This window comes from Nocardia sp. CA-128927 (assembly GCF_050955855.1).
In the GTDB taxonomy this organism is placed as follows: Bacteria; Actinomycetota; Actinomycetes; order Mycobacteriales; family Mycobacteriaceae; genus Nocardia.
The window spans coordinates 6,095,711-6,111,494 of sequence record NZ_CP192087.1; the positions used below are offsets into that span (position 1 = coordinate 6,095,711).

Annotated in this window: 13 protein-coding genes; 8 read left to right on the forward strand and 5 right to left on the reverse strand. The window is 66.2% G+C overall.

What is annotated here, in order from left to right; genetic code table 11:
* Positions 1-129 precede the first annotated feature (129 nt).
* The 4 genes from ACQPW1_RS28540 to ACQPW1_RS28555 form a co-directional block, all read right to left on the reverse strand.
* Positions 130-993, reverse strand: a complete 864-nt coding sequence (locus tag ACQPW1_RS28540; protein ID WP_433654738.1) for a hypothetical protein — start codon at positions 991-993, stop codon at positions 130-132.
* Between the two features lie 11 nt (positions 994-1,004).
* Complete coding sequence (locus ACQPW1_RS28545) at positions 1,005-3,698, reverse strand: hypothetical protein (RefSeq protein WP_433654740.1); 2,694 nt, start codon at positions 3,696-3,698, stop codon at positions 1,005-1,007.
* Positions 3,699-3,794: 96 nt separating this feature from the next.
* Positions 3,795-5,120, reverse strand: coding sequence for a polysaccharide pyruvyl transferase family protein (locus ACQPW1_RS28550; protein WP_433654742.1), 1,326 nt, complete (start codon positions 5,118-5,120; stop codon positions 3,795-3,797).
* Between the two features lie 30 nt (positions 5,121-5,150).
* Positions 5,151-6,539, reverse strand: coding sequence for a sugar transferase (locus ACQPW1_RS28555; protein WP_433654744.1), 1,389 nt, complete (start codon positions 6,537-6,539; stop codon positions 5,151-5,153).
* Between the two features lie 694 nt (positions 6,540-7,233).
* Here ACQPW1_RS28555 and ACQPW1_RS28560 point away from each other — a divergent pair.
* Genes ACQPW1_RS28560 through ACQPW1_RS28575 form a run of 4 tightly spaced genes read left to right on the forward strand, consistent with a single transcriptional unit; the run spans position 7,234 to position 10,929 of the window.
* A complete protein-coding gene (locus ACQPW1_RS28560) occupies positions 7,234-8,457 on the forward strand; it encodes a methyltransferase domain-containing protein (protein ID WP_433654746.1) in 1,224 nt (407 codons plus the stop codon).
* Complete coding sequence (locus ACQPW1_RS28565; protein WP_433654748.1) at positions 8,454-9,251, forward strand: glucose-1-phosphate cytidylyltransferase; 798 nt, start codon at positions 8,454-8,456, stop codon at positions 9,249-9,251. Before ACQPW1_RS28560 ends, ACQPW1_RS28565 begins: the two co-directional genes overlap by 4 nt.
* Entirely contained in the window at positions 9,248-9,898 is a 651-nt protein-coding gene (locus ACQPW1_RS28570) for a PIG-L deacetylase family protein (protein ID WP_433654750.1), read from the forward strand. Before ACQPW1_RS28565 ends, ACQPW1_RS28570 begins: the two co-directional genes overlap by 4 nt.
* A gap of 2 nt (positions 9,899-9,900) precedes the next feature.
* Positions 9,901-10,929 carry an NAD-dependent epimerase/dehydratase family protein gene (locus ACQPW1_RS28575; protein WP_433654752.1) on the forward strand — a complete coding sequence of 343 codons (1,029 nt, stop codon included), beginning with the start codon at positions 9,901-9,903 and terminating at the stop codon, positions 10,927-10,929.
* Here ACQPW1_RS28575 and ACQPW1_RS28580 read toward each other — a convergent pair.
* The gene (locus tag ACQPW1_RS28580; protein ID WP_433654754.1) at positions 10,913-11,485 is read right to left on the reverse strand and encodes a dTDP-4-dehydrorhamnose 3,5-epimerase family protein; all 573 of its coding nucleotides are present in this window, start codon (positions 11,483-11,485) and stop codon (positions 10,913-10,915) included. The two genes, ACQPW1_RS28575 and ACQPW1_RS28580, sit on opposite strands and share 17 nt — an antisense overlap.
* Before the next feature lie 83 nt (positions 11,486-11,568).
* On the opposite strand from ACQPW1_RS28580, the gene ACQPW1_RS28585 reads away from it, so the two are divergent.
* Genes ACQPW1_RS28585 through ACQPW1_RS28600 form a run of 4 tightly spaced genes read left to right on the forward strand, consistent with a single transcriptional unit; the run spans position 11,569 to position 15,774 of the window.
* Positions 11,569-12,666, forward strand: a complete 1,098-nt coding sequence (locus tag ACQPW1_RS28585; RefSeq protein WP_433654756.1) for a class I SAM-dependent methyltransferase — start codon at positions 11,569-11,571, stop codon at positions 12,664-12,666.
* On the forward strand, positions 12,663-13,505 hold the full coding sequence (locus ACQPW1_RS28590; RefSeq protein WP_433654759.1) for a glycosyltransferase family 2 protein: 843 nt from the start codon (positions 12,663-12,665) through the stop codon (positions 13,503-13,505). The genes ACQPW1_RS28585 and ACQPW1_RS28590 overlap by 4 nt, the downstream gene beginning before the upstream one ends.
* Positions 13,506-13,534: 29 nt before the next feature.
* Positions 13,535-14,626 carry a glycosyltransferase family 4 protein gene (locus ACQPW1_RS28595; protein WP_433665358.1) on the forward strand — a complete coding sequence of 364 codons (1,092 nt, stop codon included), beginning with the start codon at positions 13,535-13,537 and terminating at the stop codon, positions 14,624-14,626.
* Positions 14,623-15,774: a glycosyltransferase family 4 protein gene (locus tag ACQPW1_RS28600; RefSeq protein WP_433654761.1), complete on the forward strand. Its 1,152-nt coding sequence runs from the start codon at positions 14,623-14,625 to the stop codon at positions 15,772-15,774. Before ACQPW1_RS28595 ends, ACQPW1_RS28600 begins: the two co-directional genes overlap by 4 nt.
* Positions 15,775-15,784 lie beyond the last annotated feature (10 nt).

Consider the following 15,784-nt stretch of genomic DNA (forward strand, 5'->3'; position numbering starts at 1 on the left):
GCAACCAGCGCGGCCCCTCGGTAGCGCCGGTGTCGACCGCCGCGACGCCCTGCTGCAGGCCACGGTCGAGGTGGTCGCCGAACAGGGCAGTCACCTCAGCACGCCCTGGTCGACCGCAGTAACCCCAGTTCACTGCGGTATCGCGACCGACTCGATCTTGTAGGCGCCACCGATCTGGTAGCCGGTCCCGTTCTGCGCCTCGATGACCGATCGATACACCACCTTGCTCTGGTCATCGATGAGCCGCACTTCGGTCGCGGTGATCTCACCGAATACGACATGCCCCTTGCCCTGGAAGAACACGGCGTAGCGGCCGACCGCCCGGCGTCGAATAGCCTGTTCGAAATCGAGCAGGTCGCTGAGACGAAAACCGAGTCGCTCGAACCAACTTCGGGCGTAGGCAACCGCAACCCGGTAGCCGGTGTCGACGGATTCGGTGGGTATGCCGAAGCGGGCTACCAGTTTCTCCGGGGACACCTCGACGCCGGTCATCTCGAGGATGGCCCGAGACGCGGTGTGGGCGGTGCAGTCTCGTGCGGACGAGGCCGCCGCGCCGATATGATGCACGCTGGGAACGGCTGCCCTGGCGAGGGCGTAATCCTTGGCGAACTCACAGAAGACCCAGACCACCAGCGCCTCGAAACGCGCTGCCTCGTAACCGTTTTTGGCACCCTCACGGAATCCTTCGCGTAGCGCCTTGGCCATGGCAAGGCTGGTGGTCGGCGGCAACTTCGGCAAGGCGTCGTATTCGTGCTGCATTTCGAGGAGTACTTTCAATTTCCGCTCGGGTTTCTCCTTCTCCCACTCCGAGCGATAGGCACCCCAGGCCCCGTGGTAGTTGACCCGCGACATGAATTCCTCTACCGCGGAATCGAACTCGCCATAGGCAACACCGATCTTGCGGCCCGCTTGCCGGGCAGCGTCGAGACTGCCCGGCACGGGCGGCGGCGGACGGAACACCCCTGGCGCAGGGGCTGTCGGCGGCGTGTCCATCTCGGCTCCCGTCAGGCGATCGTGCCGAGGTCGCTGCCGACCTCGATATCGGTGCCCGACGTGGGCGTGTACTCGTTCCACTCGGCGATCAGCGCGCCCTTCGCACCCGGCTGGACGACGGCGAACGGGATGGCCGAGCCGTCGTGGTCGTATTTGAGTTTCGCGACGACCAGGCGGTTCGAGTCGAGGATCGACGTGACGAGCTGCGATTCCTGAATCACCGCCTTTTCGGCGTTGCGCTTGTCCGCCGAGTCGATGACGACGGGCTCCCCGACCACGAACCCGGACGTGGTGTCGACCTTGATGGTGACCGGACTCTCGCTCGCCCGCAGCACCGCGGCCGACGCCGCGTACACCGAGTCCTGCAGCCGGGTCGCGGTGCGGGCCGGGTTGGCCGGCGGCAGGCCCGGGTAGTTGCGGTCATCGTAGGCCGCGATCTCCTGGGCGATCTTGAGATACCTGACGTCGGGATCGAATTTCGGGTTGGTGAAACCACTTTCGGCGAACCGGAGCCAGGTTTCCTCCCAACCCTTGCGCACGGTGAGCACCACCCGTGCCGCACCGGCCCGCAGAAACGCCTGCCTGGTGGCGTCGGGATGCTGGATATCGCGGATGAAGTCCCAGCTCTTCGGGGTATCCCAGAAATAGGAGTACAGGAAGCTGACCACGTTCTCCCACTCGATGGCCTGGTTGATCATTCGCACGATCTGCTCGTGCTGGCGGACCGCGGCCATATCCGTATCAGCGATCTTCAGTTCATTGGCGACGAACCCGATGCCGTACTCGGCTCGGCTAGCACCGTTGCTGTCGAGGGCGGCTTTGTCGAATGCCGTTTCGGCGCCCGCGGACATGTAGCGGTAGCTCTGGCCCGCGATGAATCGAATGACCCCCTTCATGATCTCGTCGCTTTCCTCCCGGCGCAGCGTCAGGGTGTCGACCTTGTTCAGCCGCTCTTCCAGCGCCGCGACCCTGGCCGCGATGTCCTGCTGTTCGGCGAAGTACGTCGTTTGCGCGGCATTGAACAGCGCGGTCCACACATCGATCTGCCACTGCTGGTAGGTGCGGCCGAGCGGCCGCAACCGAGCGGTGAGCTGCAATGTCTGTGTCGAAACCCAGTCGAAGGTGAGCACGACCGTCGGAGACCCGGTCGCACCTTGGAGGAAGGCGCCGCCGGTGTCGCGCTGCAAGACGAAGCCGGGCGGAAATGCCTTGTTGCCGAACTTCTCTTCGAAATCGACCGAGGTGCCCTCGACGGTGAACTGACCGAGATGGCCCGAGTAGGAGGTCATCCGGCCGGCCAGGGTCACGTCCACGATCTCGTACCCGTTCGGCACGGTCAGCTTGATCGTCGCCGAGGTCCGTCCCTCGCCACCACCCGACTCGACCCGGAACGTCTGTGGCTCGAGCGAGGCCGGCGGAAGCGACAAGCCTTGCGCGTCGTAGCGGTCGGCCAAGACGAGGTAGTGCGGCTGCGTCTCACCCGGCCGGACCGCTTCGGTGATCTCGTCGTGGGTCACCGGGAAATCGAAGGGCCCCAGCCGTTCCCGCAACTCGGACAGTTGCTTGTAGGTCGCGCGCATCGCCGCACCCGGTTCCGGAATGACGATGTCGTAGGTCAGCCGCAGACCGTATCGGTACAGCCGGACCTGCCATTTGCGCATCATGCTGAAGTAGTCGATCCGCATCGGTTCGGTGGCACTGGGATTGCGCACCTTCCGCGTGGTCGACATCTCCGTGCCGGTCACCGTCGTCGTCGAAATGGTGACCTTGTGTTCCTGCTTGGACCGGCTGGACGCCTTCTCCGTGAGGGTCTTGGCGTGTTTCCTGCTGTCGTTTGCTGACGTGGACTCCGAGCCTTGGGAGGTGAATCCGCTGCTGGCCGAACCCGAGATGACCGGGATACCGCCGGAGACGGTCCCGGTGACGTTGAACTGGTTCGAGTGCTGGGTCTGCGAGCTCGTCGACTGCGCCAGCTCGGTGTTGTCGGTGACGCCGGTTTCGCTGAATTCCTCCAGCGAGTCGGTGACGATCGAGGTGAACTCCTTCGTCTGTACCGACCACTCTTTGTGCACGACGGCCGTTTCCTCCAGCGGTGCCAACGGCACCGTCGCGACCAGCTCACCGCGTTCCATTCCGGCCGGTGTCATCTCCAGCCGCTCCAGGTTCAGCATGCCCAACGGGGTCTCGGCGGTGACGATCGCGAATCCCTGCGTCGCCGCCATCGCGGCGGCCAGCGACGTCCGGGCGTCCTCGAGCTCCGCCGGGCTCGCCGCCTCGACCTGCTCGCGGCGCACCGCGACCAGCGCGTGCCCGAACGCCAGCAACCCGGACACCGGCACTTCCGCGAAATCGTCTGCCCACGGCCGGTTTTGGGCCCTATCCTCGCATGAGCCGAGCAGAGTCAGCATCGCGTCGCGTTGCCCCTCCCCTACCGTCGACGGAACCGCGGCCGCGGCAACGGCGTCGTCCGCCGTTCCCAGCAACGCACGAACCGCGTCGACCTCACCCGACCGCAATCCGAGCTGACCGACGAACCCGGACTTCGCCAGCACCTGACCGGACTGTGGCACCTCTACGTTCAACGGAACCAACGTAGCTTTGTCGATGTGGCGGGTCGCGCTCGTCAACAGGGGTGGCCTGGACGGCGGCGGCGTGCCTCCCGTGGCGCTGCGCTGGTCGGTTTCGATCCGAATATCGTCGGGCATTGCTGGTCCCCTCGTTTCGCGGTTCCGCTCGTCCTCCACGAGCGCCGTCACGAAAGGATGACCAGAATGCGCGGTGATCGAAAGGAAACGGTCCGCTCAACGGATAGTGACAGGTCCACCGTCGACGAGGTCGAAGATCCGCGCCAGGGCGGTACGGCCTGCCGCGATCTGTTCGGTCGCCTTGTGCCGCAACGGATCACGAAGTTCTGGCGCTGCCGCCCAATGCTCGTGGACGGCGCGGGTCAGCTGTTGCTCGAGTGCGGGGTCGTCGAGGCGGACGATGCGCAGGCCGGTGCCGAACATGCCCGCCAAGCCGTGGAACTTGTCGTCATAGTATTGCGAAGAGGAAAGCCCAATCGCCGGAATGCCTTGGGACAGTGCGAATACCGCGAGGTGGTAGGTGCTGGTCACGAGGATGCGGCAGTGTGCGAGCTGTCGTGCTACATCCTCGGGCGTGCCGTTCCGGCGCACGGCGGGGCGGGTGCGGGCGGCGCCGGTGAGCAGTGGCTGCGTTGCACGGCGATCCTCGGAGTCGTACTCGGAGATGATCAGCGGCACCAGTGGCGCGTCGAAATCCCTGGCACACGTGCGCAATACGGAGCCGAGGACCGCGCGGGTCGGCGCGCCGATCTTCGAGTAGTCCGCGACTCGCAGACTCAGGCCGATATCGGTACCGATATCGGCGCGGCGCAGGTGGTGACCGAATTCGACCGCGTCGTCACCGGTCACCAGGATTCGCTCGGGTGCCACCCCGAGATCGGCGAGAAGTCCTGGTCCGCGCCGACCCTCGCGCAGGGCGATGACGTCGACACCCGGCAGCACGGCCGCCGCTCGTCGCAGGAGTCGTGCGTTGCGCATCGGACCGATGCCCTGTCCGATCATTGCCGTCGGAATGCCCAGGGAGATAGCGTGTTCCAGCAGGTTCAGGGTGCGATGCGCCTGATACAAGTCGATGTCGGTCAGATATCCACCTCCCTGCGCGATCACGAGGTCCGCCTGCTCGACCGCAGCCGGGACCGGCGGCAGATCGGGGTCCGACGACGACGCGAGGTCACTACCGCCGCCGGTCCGAAAGGCGTCACGAAGCCGACGCAGTCGCTCCTTCGGCACATCCGAAACTGCCCGCCAGTGCAATGCCGCAGGCCCGGTCAACGTCACCCCGACAGCCCGCGCGAATCGTCCGTCGTTCTCCCACGGCCTGTCCGATCCGGGGTGGATCGGCTCCGCATCGGGCAGCAGCGCCCGCAGCAACCGCGGCTGCTCGGTCAGCATCCCGATGTGTGCGTCCGGCCAGCGTTCCCGTAATCGCCGCACGGTGACCGCCATCATCGCGATGTCACCCCGATTGCGCAGCGCGTACTCACCGTTCTCGACCAGTATCCGGATCCGACCGGCGCCTGCCGCCGTACTGGAATCACTCACTCCGGCAACGCCTTCCACAGATCATGCATCTCAGTAGGCCCCGTCGCCGCTGGCCACGGTCGTAATCGTATTGGCGAGAATCGCCAGGTCCAGTCGCATCGACCAGTTGTCGACGTAGAAGACGTCCAACCGCATGGACCTCTCCAGTGACAGGTTCGATCGGCCACTGACCTGCCACAGCCCGGTGATTCCGGGTTTGACGAGCAGCCGTCGCCGCATGATGTCATCGTAGGCGTCGACCTCGCGCTGCACCTGGGGTCGTGGGCCGACCACGCTCATTTCCCGGCGCAGCACGTTGAGGAACTGGGGCAGCTCGTCCAGGCTGTACTTGCGCAGGGTACGGCCGAGCGGCGTGATACGCGGATCGTGCTCGAGCTTGAAGAAGACCGGATTGCCGCCTGACTTCTCGATCAGCGCGGCCGCCTGCTCGTCCGCGTCGATGTACATGCTGCGGAACTTGATCATGGCAAATGGCTTGCCGTGCATGCCGATCCGCTCGGAGCGATAGAACACCGGGCCTCGACTGGTGAGTTTGATCAGCAACGCGATGGCGAGCAACGTCGGGGCGGTGGCAACGAGCGCGGTAACCGCGAAACACACATCGAAGATGGTCTTACCCAGGGACTGCGCGTGCGGGTGCCTGGGTTTGCCGATGTGCAGCACCGTCATGTCGGACACCGACTGCCTGGTCATCCGGTTCCCGGCGATGTCGACCAGCCCCGGCGCCACCATGAGCTCGACGCCTAGCTCTTCGAGATCCCATGCGAGCCTGCGGAAGTCGTCCGGTTCGCACACATCGCCCCCGGTCACCACGACCGCATCGGCGCGGGTCCGAAATGCCGCCGCGGGCACCGATCGGAGATCGCCGACCGTCGGCACACTACGACCCGCGGCATCGATATCGCGCGCATCGGCGCCGGCCGGATCCGGCGTGCACACCCCGATGACCTGATAACTCGACGCCGGATCGCCGGCGAAGGCCGACGTGACCGCCTGTGCGGCCGCACGATTGCCGACCACCAGGACCGAGATGGGCTGCCGGACACCGAGGCCGTAGTACGTGGACAACTTGCGCCACAATGCGCGAGCGCCGAGCAGGCCGAGTAGCCCGAGTGGCAGGGCGACCACCAGATACTCGCGAGTGGCATCCAGCCGGAAGGCGACTGACGCGGTCGCGATGAGCGCGAACAGGTACAGGGTCGCCGACAGCACCCGCCGGTATTCCTCGGCCCCGGCACCCACTACCTGCGGCGATTGGGCGTCGAACAGCTGAAGAAAGGCCAGCCACGCCAGGACAATACTCACGGTCAGCGCGACGTGCGGCACGCCGGACCCCAACACGTCCGCGGTGGACGACGGAATCAGATGCGCCACAAGCACTGTCACGCCGACGACGGCGAAGTCCGTGGCGCGCAACACGCGGACGTACTCGGGGCGCCGGCCACGACGAGCGGCCGAAGGCGGTCCAACAACAACGCCTGACCTGCGCATATCTAAACGCATGGACACGTTCCTATTTCATCGACAAGCACAGCGATAAAGGTCCTGGCAACCAAGATCGCAGCGACATCTGACTCCCGAGTGTGACGGAAGATCCTTCCCCGACCGGCAGCGGAAAATTGCTTATGAACAGAACCGCGAAGCGAGTGTTGCAGATCCTCGAGGGGATGAGAACGGCGTGGAATCCACTGCGATGCACATCACATTCAGAGTCGATAGCTATGGCTTTGCGAAAAACTCCCTGGCCACTGGTTTGACCGATTAGTCCAACCACCTCCATTGAAGCTTTGATTCCAGATAGAACTTAAGAGCGAGACTTTCGAGCAGTGATCGTTACCAAGGTGGGCGTCTACCAGGGGTGAAACATACCTATTGCCCGTTGGTTTGGATGCGGTTAGAGTTGCGCGAGGCATCGCAGGGTGATGAGGGTCCCCGGATGCGTGAGCGTTGCTGGAAGTATGCCAATTCCTGTAAATTGCAGGTACAAGTATTGCCTATCGACCCGAATCGTGTGAGCATGTCCGGCGGCGCCTGATTTGTTCGTTGCAGCTCAGGAGGAAATTGTTCCGGCGTCGGCAGTTTCCGGTTCGGTCGATCCGAGTGGAGTACGCGCGTGATTTGTCGGCTATGTGAGTCGAGTTCGGTGAGTGTGCTTGATTTGGGCGCTTGTCCACCTTGTGAGCGTTTCTTAACAGCAGATGAACTCGATCTTGCTGAAGTGAGTTACCCGTTACATCTTCGGGTGTGTCCGAACTGTCTGCTACTGCAGATCCCGGCCCTCATCACGCCGCAGGACACCTTCACCGAGTACGCCTACTTCTCCTCCTACTCCGACAGCTGGGTGCGGCACGCGAAATCCTTCGTGGATCAGGCGATTACCCGCTTCGAACTCGGCAAGCGCTCGTTGGTGGTCGAGGTGGCCAGCAACGACGGGTATCTGTTGCAGCATGTGGTCGCCGCAGGCGTCCCGTGCCTCGGCATCGAACCGTCGGTGAACGTCGGTGCGGCGGCGCTCGAGCGGGGCGTGCCGACTGTGACCGCGTTCCTGGACGAGGACTTGGCCGCGAAGATCCGCGCCGAGCACGGACCCGCCGATCTGGTCGTGGCCAACAACGTTTACGCTCACGTTCCCGACCTGCTCGGCTTCACGCGATCGCTGCGCGAGCTGCTGACCGCCGACGGGTGGCTGGCCATCGAGGTGCACCACGCGCTGAATCTGGTGCGGCTCGGTCAGTTCGACACCATCTATCACGAGCACTTCCAGTACTACACGGTGCTCTCGGCCCAGCGCGCCCTCGCGACAGCCGGTTTGGCCGTTGTCGATGTCGAACGCCTGGCCACCCACGGCGGTTCGCTCCGGATCTGGGCCAGGCCGGAACCGGTCGCGCTACCTGGTCGCCGGGTCGCCGCGGCGCTGGCGGAGGAAGCCGCGGCCGGATTGCACGACATCAGCGGGTATCACTCGCTGCGCCCGCGCACCGAGGCGGTCCGCCACGACCTGCTGCGCTTCCTGCTCGACGCGCGCGAAAAGGGCAAACGCGTCGTCGGCTACGGCGCACCGGGTAAGGGCAACACCCTGCTCAACTACTGCGGTATCCGCACCGACCTGCTCGAGTACACGGTGGACCGAAACCCGTACAAGCACGGGCGATTCACCCCCGGTACCCGGATTCCGATCCATCCACCCGAACGCATCGACGCCGACAAACCCGACGTCGTGGTGGTCCTGCCCTGGAATCTCGAAAACGAGATCACCGCCCAGTTGCGCCACATCGGCGACTGGGGTGGCGAACTCGTCTACCCACTGCCCACCCTGCGTCGCGCGGAGCTCTCATGAAGGTTGTCCTGTTCTGTGGTGGCTACGGCATGCGCATGCGCAACGGCACCGACGACGTCATCCCGAAACCCATGCAGATGGTCGGCCCACGCCCGCTGATCTGGCATGTGATGCGCTACTACGCGCACTACGGGCACAAGGACTTCATCCTGTGCCTGGGCTACGGCGCCAACCACATCAAGAACTACTTCCTGACCTACCAGGAGTCGGTCTCCAACGACTTCGTCATCCGCGACGGCCAGGTCGAGCTGCTGCAGTCCGATATCAGCGACTGGACCATCACCTTCGTCGACACCGGCGTCGACTCCGCCATCGGCGAGCGGCTGCGCCGGGTCCGCGGGCACCTGGCCGGTGAGCAGTACTTTCTCGCGAACTACGCCGACGTCCTCACCGATGCGCCGCTGGACCTGATGATCGACAAGTTCACCGCGACCGACGCCGCCGCGTCGATGCTGATCGTCCCACCCCAGTCGTCGTTCCACTGCGTGGACATCAACGCCGCGGGCGAGATCAAGAACATCACACCCGTTGCGCAACTACCGATCTGGGAGAACGGCGGCTATTTCGTGCTGACCCAGGAGGTGTTCGAACTGCTGCCACCCGGCGGCGATCTGGTCGAAGACGCCTGCGGCACCCTGGCGAGCCAGGGCAGGCTCTTCGGCTACCAGCACCTCGGCTTCTGGAAACCGGCCGACACCTTCAAGGAACGCGCCGAACTCGACGACGGCTACCACCGCGGCGACCGGCCGTGGATGATCTGGGAGGGCAGCGACGCCTTCGAGGCGGTGTCGTGAAAGCACTACTGCCCGAACGGATCACCGAGATAGCGGTGCTCGGCGCACACTGCGACGACATCGCCATCGGTTTCGGCGGCACGCTGCTGACCCTGGTGGACCGTATTCCGGGGCTGGTGGTTCGGGCGCTTGTCCTCAGTGGCGCGGGCACCCGCCGAGAAGACGAGGAACGCACGGCACTAGAGGCGTTCTGCGGCACCGCGACACTGGAACTCACGGTGCTCGACGTGCCCGACGGTCGCGCGCCCGCGCACTGGGATCGGGTCAAGGACGAGGTCGCCGCCCTGCGCCGCCGCGGCGAGCCGGATCTGGTGTTCGCCCCGCATCGCGGCGACGCCCACCAGGACCACCGGCTGCTCGCCGAGCTGGTGCCCACCGAGTTTCGGGATCAGCTGGTGCTCGGCTACGAGATCCTCAAGTGGGAGACCGAAACCGCGCGACCCACCCTCTTTCATCCGCTGCCGCCCGGCATCGCCGAGGCGAAGGCCCGGCTGTTGCTGAAACATTATCCGTCGCAACAGGATCGGGACTGGTTCGACGAGAGCGCCTTTCTCGCCTCGGCCCGGGTGCGTGGCGTGCAGTGCCACGCCGAATACGCCGAGGCGTTCTTGGTCGAGAAGGCCGTCGTAAGTTTCGGAGGTGTGTGAAGATGCGCGTGCTCGTCACCGGACATCAGGGCTATCTGGGCACCGTCATGGTGCCGATCCTGCGCGCCGAAGGACACGAGGTCGCCGGGCTGGATATCGGCTACTTCGCCGACTGTGTGCTCGGCGCGGCACCGGACGATCCGCCCGGGCTCGCCGTGGACCTGCGCGACGTCACGGTCGATCAGCTGGTCGGCTTCGACGCGGTGGCACATCTGGCCGCCCTGTCCAACGATCCGCTCGGTGCACTCGCGCCGCAGATCACTCATGACATCAACCATCACGCCTCGGTGCGGCTGGCTCGGCTGGCCAAGGAGGCGGGGGTCCGGCGGTTTCTGTACGCCTCGACCTGCTCGGTGTACGGCGCGGCGGGCGATGAGCTCGTCACCGAGGACGCGCCGCTGCGGCCGCTGACGCCCTACGCGGAGAGCAAGGTTCGCGTCGAGGACGATCTGCTCGCGCTCGCCGATTCCGGCTTCGCCCCGGTATTCCTGCGTAACGCAACGGCTTTCGGGTTCTCACCGCGGTTGCGTGCCGATATCGTGCTGAACAATCTCGTCGGCTACGCGGTGCTGACCGGCGAGGTGAAGGTGCTCTCGGACGGCACGCCGTGGCGGCCGCTCGTGCATGCGCAAGATATCGCGCGTGCCTTCGCCCGCTGCCTCGTCGCACCGGTCGAATCCATCCACGGCGTCGCATACAACGTCGGCACGGAGGCGAACAACCTGACCGTGGCCGAGATCGCGCAGACGGTCGTCGAGGCGGTACCCGGTGCTCAGCTGGTTATCGCCGGTACCTCCGGATCCGATTCGCGGTCCTACCGGGTCGACTTCACCAAGGCTCGCGAGGAATTGGCGTTCGAGGCGCAATGGACCGTGCCGGACGGCGCGGCCGAGCTGTATCGGGAGTACCTCGCGCGCGGCCTGACCGCCGACGCCTTCTTTCCGAAGTTCACTCGTCTCGCACGCCTGAACACGCTGAAAGACGCTGGGGTGCTGGATGACTCCCTGTACCGGGTCAGGATCGGTGCGTAGCGTGCGGCAGCGCGGCGAGCAGCGCGCGCCAGCTGCCCGCGGCCGCGTCGCGGGCCGAGACCACCGTCACCGGCTCCGGCCAGGCGATGGCCAGGTCGGGATCGTCGTAGGCGACGCCGATGTCCTCGGCCGGATCATGCGGGCGGTCGATCCGATAGCACACGTCGGCGACCTCGGTGAGCGCCTGGAAACCGTGCAGGAATCCCGGCGGCACGTACAGGTGCCGAAAGTCGTTGTCGTCCAACAGGAATGCTTGCTGCCGTCCGAAAGTCGGCGACTGCGGCCGGATATCGACCAGCACATCGTGCACCGCGCCGTGCGCGCACCGCACCAGCTTCGCCTCGCCGAGCCCGGATCGCCCGTGCATCCCGCGGATCACGCCGCGGGCCGAACGGGATTGGGAATCCTGGATGAACCTCGCCGCCGTCCCCGGCGCACCCAGCCGGTCGTCGAACTCGACCGCGTCGAAGGTGCGGGTGAACAGGCCGCGGTCGTCCCGGAACGGCTCCGGAACGAGGACCAGGACGTCAGCGAGATCGGTCGGCTCGATAAGCACCCGGCCATCGTGCCCGACGACACCCCTCGCGCGCCATCGTTCGCAGATCACGTCACACGTTGCGCGTCGATGGGGAGACGCCGATGACCGGGTGCCGAGCATGCGGAGACAGCGACCTACGCCGGGTTCTCGACCTGGGTCGGATGCCCGCCGCCGACGACTTCCCGCTCGCCGACGCGCCGGTCCGCCCCGACGAGGCCGCTCATCCCCTGGCCATGGATCTGTGCGCGACATGCGGTTTGGCCCAGCTGGCCGAGGACGACACCCGGACCGCGGAACCGCGGGGCGTCGAACCGCGCGCCCTGCGGGACCAGGCCGCCGCGGCGGTCGCCCGGGTCCGGTCCGACGGGTGGTTACGTGGTGCGACGGTGCGCGAATTCGGCAGCCCGCATGGCGGCAGCTGGCTCCCCCACCTCGCCGAACACGGATACACGGCACTGGAACAGGAAGCCGACGTGGTCCTCGACTGCTTCGGCATCATGCACGAACCGGACCAGCGCGGCGCGTTCGCGCTGCGGGCAAAGGCCACCGCGCCGGACGGCGTGCTGCTGCTGCAATTCCACTCGCTGCACGCGATCGTCCGGCAAGGGCAGTGGAATGCGTTGCGCCACGGTCACTTCGCCTACTACTCGTTGACAACGCTGGTGCGGTTGCTGCACCAGGCCGGGATGAGTGCGGCGACCGCGTGGGAGTTCGAGCTGTACGGCGGCACCGTGCTGATCGCGGCCGTACACGGTGCGTGCGAACCGGATGCCGCGGTACGGCGGATCCTCGCCACGGAGGCCGGGCTCACCGATCCAGCGGTAGTCGGCGGGCTACAGTCCGCCGCCACCGCGCACGCGACATCGCTACGCCGTCGCCTGGAAGCCGAAATCGCCGATGGCTGTTCTGTTTACGCCTACGGCGCGGCATCGCGCGCGGTCGCGCTGTTCGAATTGGCCCGAATCGACCGCGGCCTGGTGCACGCGGTGGCCGACGCGTCGCCCGCCAAACAGGGCAGACGCATGCCCGGCACCGACGTCCCGATCATCTCTCCCGCGCAGCTGGTGCGATCCGCACCCGACCGCGTTCTGCTGACCTTGCCGGATCTGCTGCCGGAGCTCGAGACGCGCTTTCCGGAGCTGTCCGGCCACTGGATGTCCGCCGAATACGCACCACCGAACGAGGGAACCGACCGATGACCGACCTGTCCATTTGCGTCCCCGCCTACAACGCGGGCCGAACGCTGGCGGCAACCATGCGGTCGATTCTCGATCAGGACATCGATGCCGAACTCGTCGTGCTCGACAACGCAAGCTCCGATGAGACTCAGTCCATCGCAAGGTCTTTCGACGATCCGCGGGTGCGGATCTTCCGCAACGACCACGTGCTCCCGATCGGCGACAACTGGAACGCCACGATCCAGCGATCGACTCGGCGGCTGGTGAAGGTGGTGTGCGCCGACGACGTGCTGTTGCCGGGATCGCTTGCGGCACAACTCGAGGTGATGGCCGACACCGCGATATCCATCAGCTCGGCCAAGTTCCAGGTGATCGATGAGGGTGGTGCGGTAGTCGAGTCAGGACTCGGGCTGCCCGGCCTGCTGGGCGCGCAGACCGCGGGCGCCGTAGTGCGGACGATCGTGCGCGCGGGGCCAGCCGAATTCGGACCGACCGCGGCGGCGATGTTCCGGCGCGAGCACTTCGATCGGGTCGGCGGCATCCGCGGCGATCTGGTGTTCCCGATGGACGTGGACTTGTTTGCCCGCATCGCCTCGCTCGGTCGCTTCTTCGGTATGCCGGGAGTCCTTGCCGCGTGGCGCAATTCGACGTTCAACCTGTGCAGCCAGACCTCGACGGCCAGCAAACTGATCGAGCTGTTGCGTTTCCATCACCGCATCGCGGGCGAATACCCACAGCACATCCGCTACCGCGATCTACTGGCCGCCGATACCCGCCTGCTGCGGACCGCCCTGCACCGCGCGAACGTGCGGGCCCGTGCGATCACTGTCCCAGGCCGCTCAGAAAGGCTACCGAGGTGACCGCGCGCACCGAGCCGGTCTCAGTCCACATGACCGGCGCCGAATGGTTCGGATCGGAACCGGGCGGACTCAATCGGTACTTCACGGATCTGTTCGGTGCCTTACAGCGACACCCGGGCACAACGGTATCGGCGGCTGCGTTCGGCGATCCGCCGCCGGGCGGCCGATCGTGGGGCGCGACCGGCGGCTCCACACTGCACCGCGCGAGCAGATCCGTCCTGGCGCGTCCGAGCGCCGCGGCCAGGGTGCCCGGCGGCGCTCGGCGCCCCACGATCCTCGATCGTCACTTCTGCCTGTACGGGCCTCCGATGACCGGTGCGCGACACGGTGATCGGCTGGTCGTGCACTTCCACGGGCCATGGGCCGCGGAGAGCCGAATGGCCGGTGCGCCCGAATTCATCGCGCGGGCAAAGTATCTCGTGGAGCGGGCCCGCTATGCCGGTGCCGACCGATTCGTCGTGCTGTCCGAGTACTTCCGCGACGCCCTGGTGACGGACTACCGAGTGCCCGCGGACCGCATCGACATCATCGCGCCCGGTGTCGATCTCGACCGATTCACCTCGACGCCGCGGCCCGCTGCGACAGGTGAGCGCATCGTGCTGTGCATCCGGCGGCTGGAGCGCCGGATGGGCATCGACCGGCTGATCCAGGCCTGGCCCGCGGTGCTGTCCACACATCCCGGCACCCGGCTGGTGATCATCGGCACCGGCACCGCCGAGCCGGAACTGCGGGCGCAGGTGAGCTCGAGCGGACTACAGAGCTCCATCAGCTTCGACGGGCGAGTAACCGATGACCAGCTGGCGGCACGGTACGAGCAGGCGGAGTTCACCGTGGTGCCATCGGTGGCACTGGAGGGGTTCGGGCTGATCGCCCTCGAATCACTGGCCTGCGGGCGCGCACCGATCGTCACCGATTGCGGCGGCCTACCCGACGCGGTGCGCGGATTGGATGCGTCGCTGATCGTGCCCGCCGGTGTCGTGGACGCCCTCGCGGCGCGCGTCGTCACCGCCCTGAACGGTGCGGTACCCGCGCCCGATCGTTGTCGCGCACACGCGGAATCGTTCTCCTGGGCGGCCGCCGCCGCGCGGCACCATGCGCTGTACACGGAGCTGTGCGGATGATCCGGGCGCTGTTCCTCTCGCACACCGCGGCGCCGTCCGGTGCGGAACTCGCCACCATGCGGCTGCTGTCTGCGCTGGACGATCGCGCGGCCGTCGAACCAGTGATGCTGTTCACCGACAGCGGCCCCATGGTCCGCCGGGTTCGCTCCCGCGGGATCCGAACACTGTTGCAGTCCAATGGTTTCGACAGCAGATCGATGACGATCGACGGAGCGGGCATCCGGCGCCTCGTCGGCGGCGGCATCGGGTTGGTACGGCTCGGGCTGCGACTCGGGCTGAAGGCGCGCAGGCTCGAGGTGGAAGTACTGGTCGCGGGCAGCACCAAGGCCATGCTGATGGGCGCCGTCGCGGCGCGGCGCGCACGGGTTCCGCTGATCTGGTCTGTGCACGACCGGGTTTCGGCCCAGTACTTCGGCCTTTGGCTGGCCGGAGTCATCCGGCTGCTCGGGTGGGTGGTCAGCGACGGCTATCTGGTCAACAGCCACTCGACCGCGAGCTCGCTGATCACCTGGCGCAGGCCGGTCGCGGTGGTCTATCCCGGCATCGAAATCGACGCGAAACCGCCTGAAGCTCGTGCGCCGCAACGCTTACCGGACGACGTGGTCGTCGTGATGGTCGGCCGCTTGACGCCGTGGAAGGGGCACGAGGTCTTCCTGCGCGCCCTCGCGGCCGTGAAAGTCCCGCCGCGTCAGGTATTCCTGGTCGGTGGCACCTTCTTCGGTGAGGAGCCGTACCGGGCCGAGCTCGAGCGGCTCGCCGACGAGCTGGGACTGGCGGTGACCTTCACCGGTCACGTGGACGATCCGCGAAACTACCTGCGCCAAGCCGACATCCTGGTGCATTGCTCGATCCTGACCGAACCCTTCGGCCAGGTCGTCGTGGAGGGCATGCAGGCGGGGTGCGCGGTGATCGCCACCCGGCCGGGCGGTCCCGCCGAGATCATCGAGTCCGGCGTGAGCGGTGTCCTGGTGGACGGTGCGGATACGGCGCAACTCACCACCGCGCTGGATACGCTCATCGCCGATCCCGCGCTGCGCACCGAACTCGCTGCCGCAGGTGAACTTCGGGCCCGCAGCTTCGATATCGCCGAATCCGCCCGAATCGCAGGCGACTTCTTGACCTCGGTAGCGGAGGCACGCCGTGGTTGACATCGACGAC